Origin of the sequence: Streptomyces niveus (assembly GCF_001723055.1) — a bacterium.
Classification (GTDB): Bacteria; Actinomycetota; Actinomycetes; order Streptomycetales; family Streptomycetaceae; genus Streptomyces; species Streptomyces niveus.
This window is the reverse complement of record NZ_MDCR01000540.1, coordinates 1-744: the sequence shown is the minus strand read 5'-3', so window position 1 is coordinate 744 and position 744 is coordinate 1. Positions and strand designations below refer to the sequence as shown.

The window sequence follows — 744 nt, the reverse complement described above, 5'->3', positions numbered from 1 at the left end:
TCCGGAGCCGGTCCGGTCGGAACGGCGGCGGAGCGCCGGGTCAGGGGGAGACGGGAATGCGCGAATTCATCGACGCGGCACTCGGATTCCCCACTTTCCTGTTCACCGCCGCGCTCGTCGTGGTCGTCGGCTTCTGGCTGCTGGTGCTCGCCGGTGTCACCGAGACCGACAGCTTCGACTCGGACGTCGACCTCGACACCGCCGGGATCGGCGGAGTGCCTGTCACCGTGGCCTTCTCACTGCTGACAGCCGTCGCGTGGTTCAGCAGCCTCACCGCCTCCGTACTCCTGCACCACCTCGGCGTCTCCGGTCTCGTCCGCGCCCTGTCGGCCCTCGCCGTCCTCGTGGGCGCGACGCTGCTCGCCTGGTGGGTCACCCGGCTGCTCGTACGGCCACTGCACACGCTCTTCCCCGACGAACCCGGGCCGTCCCGGCTCGACTTCGTNNCAGGCAGCACGGCGCGGACACCGCGAAAGCCGACGCGCCGGTGCTGAGCAACGGCAGCACGGGGCTGCTGTACGCCTACGACGACGCCGGTGAGTTCTTCTGGGTCGCGCCGTACGACACGGCGCTGGACCCGCGCGCCTCGGCCGCCTGACTCCCTTCGCCCGACCCGCTTCTCGCCTTACGCCGCCCGACCTCTCGCCTCTGACTCTTCAACCGGCCCTTCGCCGGTCGGGCCCTCATGCCTGCTCGTGCCCGCTCGTGCCTCCACGCAAGGATTTCTCATGGATGCCATCACCT

1 pseudogene is annotated in these 744 nt (G+C 69.9%); it reads left to right on the top strand.

What is annotated here, in order from left to right:
- Positions 1-56: 56 nt before the first annotated feature.
- Positions 57-445 (top strand): annotated as a pseudogene (locus tag BHU15_RS41930) (hypothetical protein); the annotation flags it as partial.
- Between the last annotated feature and the right edge of the window lie 299 nt (positions 446-744).